This is a genomic window from Shigella sp. FC1967 (genome assembly GCF_001743005.1).
Classification (GTDB): domain Bacteria; phylum Pseudomonadota; class Gammaproteobacteria; order Enterobacterales; family Enterobacteriaceae; genus Proteus.
Map to the genome: position 1 here is coordinate 1 of NZ_MIIZ01000753.1, position 3731 is coordinate 3731.

At 37.6% G+C, this 3731-nt stretch carries 4 protein-coding genes; all 4 read right to left on the reverse strand.

Annotation, left to right across the window (positions count from 1 at the left end):
• Positions 1–144 precede the first annotated feature (144 nt).
• A complete protein-coding gene (locus BHE89_RS11980) occupies positions 145–648 on the reverse strand; it encodes a GNAT family N-acetyltransferase (RefSeq protein WP_069368065.1) in 504 nt (167 codons plus the stop codon).
• 127 nt (positions 649–775) lie between these two features.
• Positions 776–2122 (reverse strand): NCS2 family permease, encoded by a 1347-nt coding sequence (locus BHE89_RS11985; RefSeq protein ID WP_069368066.1) that lies wholly within the window; start codon positions 2120–2122, stop codon positions 776–778.
• A 501-nt stretch (positions 2123–2623) separates the two neighbouring features.
• Complete coding sequence (locus BHE89_RS11990; RefSeq protein WP_286146094.1) at positions 2624–3085, reverse strand: DUF6392 family protein; 462 nt, start codon at positions 3083–3085, stop codon at positions 2624–2626.
• Positions 3086–3311: 226 nt separating this feature from the next.
• A partial coding sequence (locus tag BHE89_RS12000) for a hypothetical protein (RefSeq protein ID WP_216081004.1) occupies positions 3312–3731 on the reverse strand: 420 nt, incomplete at its 5' end.

The window sequence follows — 3731 nt, forward strand, 5'->3', positions numbered from 1 at the left end:
GAAAGCATACGTTTTTTATTTTCTCTTTTTCAGCCTAAGCAATCTAATAGACTGTATAAAATGCAAACGTTAAGTAACTAAATAAAAATAATAGATAAATAACAATAGAAATTAAATTTGAAGACTCACTCGCCATGCTAATGATTATTCAATTGTTCTTAACATCGACATCATAACAACATCACAATATTTACCCTCTCTAAAAGCGGCTTTACGGCGTACCCCTTCGACTTCAAAACCTAATTTCTTATACAGATGCAAGCCTCTTTCATTGTCTGAATACACTTCTAATTCTAATCGTGTGGCGGCTAACCAATTGAAAGCATAATCAATTGCTGTATTGATAAGTAATTTTCCGACACCTTTTCCGGAATATTCAGCACCAACACCAATACCAAAACTCACAATATGACGACGACGAGGATGATTATCGATGATTAGTGCTAAATGTCCCGCAACTTGATCATCAATGGTAGCAACAAAATGAGGGATATTTTGTTCTGAAAATTCAAGTAATCTTTTTTTCCACATCGTGACTGAAGGATAAGGAAATTGGCAAGTACAAATATATAAATCAGGATGTGTATATAGCTGTTGAATGGCTGATGCGTCGTCAGGTTCACCATGACGTATTTTTATTTCTTGCATATATGCTACCAAAAAATTAATCACTAGACTTAATTTCGACAATAGCGAATAAAAGTAGATAAATAAATAGCAAAAAGGCGGAATAAAAATATATTCCGCCTTTTGTGTTTAAAACCGATTATTTAAATTAAATTGCCCACTCACCCGCATAAAATGCCACTAGCGCAAGTGTAATTAATACTGTACCCATATTGAGTTTACGCCATTCACCAGCAAAGACACGGCCAATGACCAAACAGCCGAAACCTAGCATAATCCCAGTGACGATATTACACGTTAAAACAATAAATACAGCACACACCATACCTGACATAGCATCCACAAAATCACTAAAATCTAACTTAGTGACATTACCTAGCATCAATAAACCCACATACATTAACGCGGGTGCTGTTGCATAAGCTGGAACTAAATAAGAGAGAGGCGATAAGAACAAGATCAGTAAAAATAAAATACCAACCACTGTTGCGGTTAATCCTGTTTTACCACCAGCGGCTGTTCCTGCGGCTGATTCAACATAAACCGCAGCAGGTGCAGCACCTATAACACCCGCAAAAATACTACTGACAGAGTCAGACGTCAGCGCTTTTCCGCCATTAATAATTTGCCCGCGTTTATCTAATAAGTTTGCTTGACCCGCAACAGCACGGATAGTCCCTGTGGCATCAAAAATAGCCGTCATCACTAACGCAAGAACACTTGGTAACACTAAAGGTTGTAAGGCACCTTTAATATCCATTGCAAGCAGTAAAGAAAGCCCATCTTCACCTAATTGAGGCATTTTAAAGATGCCTTGATATTTCACATTAGGATCAAAAATAAGACCAATAATTGAAATAGCGACAATGACTAATAGCACACCACCCGGTACTTTACGCTTTTCTAATCCGAAAATAGCCGCTAATCCAGCAAGTGACATCAGAACAGAGAATGATGTAAATTTCCCCATTGCAACAGGTAAACCATCAAATGGGTTTTTAATCACTAATCCAACACTGTTTGCTGCGATTAAAAGTAGAAAAAGCCCTATCCCTATTCCCGCACCATGTGCGATACCAATTGGAATATTTTTTAAGATCCAAGTACGAATGCCCGTTAATGAGAAAACGGTGAATAAACATCCCATTAAAAATACGGCACCTAATGCAACGGGTACAGAGATGTTTTGTCCCAAAACTAAGCTAAAAGCAGTAAATGCGGTTAATGAAATCGCACAACCAATTGCCATAGGAAGATTTGCCCACAATCCCATTAGAAGAGAGCCTAATCCCGCGACTAAACAGGTTGCGATAAAAACCGCGGTATGTGGAAAACCGGCTTGTCCTAACATGCTAGGAACAACAATCACGGAATACACCATCGCCAAAAATGTCGTCAAACCGGCGATCATTTCTTTGCGAACAGTTGTACCGCGAGCTGTAAGTTTAAAATAGCTATCCAGTTTACCGGTGGTTGCTGATTGATTAGCAGACATTACATTCCTCTGACATAAAAACGGTTCACTCTCCAAAAAAAACGAAAAACGATTACGTATCAATTAAAATGACCTCTTGTTAATAAGAAATCTTAAGAGGGAGTCAAAAGCAAACGTTTGGTTTTTCGTGTGGATTGAGTGAGAGAATTTGACGCAAACGATTATCTGGTGCTTTTAGGGTAAGAATCAAGCGAAAAAATACATTTTTAATAAAAATGTCATAAAAAGATAATGTAAAGTCATAAAAAAAAGAAAAAGAGGAAAAGAAGGAAACTGGTGCCACTTTTTTTTGTTCGCTAATTTAGCTACGTTAGGTCAAGTTAAGCCTCTTTCAACAATTTTAATTCGATGTTTTAGTCACTCTGGATGAGCAAACCTTAAATCGTTTTGAACGACGTGAGTATGGATAAACGGACAACTTTAACTAACTCGTCCGTTTAACATAAAAGGGATTATTTGAAGTGATTAGGTTTCCAACGTGTTTCTAAATCCTCTAATAATTCAAAGGTAATTTTTTTTAGCAAAGCCTTTCATTTCGGGGTGATAGTTAACCAAAATAGAAATTTTTTGGTTTGAGTTGGTCATTTTGTTTAATGTAAATACTTCTGATTTACCTATAAAGTTACCTAAAACTGTTCTTTCAGGAGCCTGCCTAATCGGATTACCAATATGTTTATAGAACCATTGGTCAGTCATGACTTGCTCTAATCCAAAGGGGATCTTATTGGGGAATACCCAGCCATTTTTCATATTTTCAGGGATCAGTGTTAGTGTAATTTGTTCTAACTCTTTTGATGGGTTTTTAAAAGATAAAAAAATAGACTCTTTGGTCATCCTTAGGGTGACTTCATCATCCCCAGAATTCCCTTGTGGTTTGGTTTTATACGGAATGAGTCCATCGTCATAAAGTTCATCATAAGTATCCCCTAATCGCAGCACTAAGGCTTCAATATTTACACTCATTGGTATAATCCTTTCGCTCTATTTAATCGGTGTAATTCTGCTAAAACCTTATCCAACTGTTCATCTGATACGTTATATTCTGCTTTTAAACATCGTCGATCTGCTTCCCAATTTCGCTCAACCGCTTCTTTAAGATCCTGACTGTCATACTCTTTTCGACGTAGCTTAGTATCATCCTCTAATTCTATCTTTAAATCTTTTTCCGATATTTTTGGATTTAACTTTTTTAAATAAAGTCTAACTGCGGCTTGTGACGGAATATGATCAACTTCATAAATTTTCTAATGAAAAGTTGGTCTTTATTCGGATCCCCAGCAGGCTCAGAGTGAAAAAGTAGGCCTAAAACTCCCCATCGAGAGGCAATCGCAACATCTTTAACGGCATTGAGGACACGTTGATAAGGCACGGGGGTAGGTTTAAAGATAGGTTTAGGTAATATGATGGATTTAGGCGACGCATAGGATAGTGAACGCGCTTCCATGAAAAGTTTAGCTGACGCTATGGAAACAGAAACAGGAGTTACCTGACCTCCTGCTGTCGTTTTTCCTATGATGGATTTAGGCGACGCATAGGATAGTGAACGCGCTTCCATGAAAAGTTTAGCTGACGCTATGGAAACAGAAACAGGAGTTACCTGACCTCCTGC

Bases quoted from the DNA above. Each gene is read 5' to 3' on its own strand.
- BHE89_RS11980 (WP_069368065.1), bottom strand. From the start codon at position 648: ATGCAAGAAATAAAAATACGTCATGGTGAACCTGACGACGCATCAGCC.
- BHE89_RS11985 (WP_069368066.1), bottom strand. From the start codon at position 2,122: ATGTCTGCTAATCAATCAGCAACCACCGGTAAACTGGATAGCTATTTT.
- BHE89_RS11990 (WP_286146094.1), bottom strand. From the start codon at position 3,085: ATGAGTGTAAATATTGAAGCCTTAGTGCTGCGATTAGGGGATACTTAT.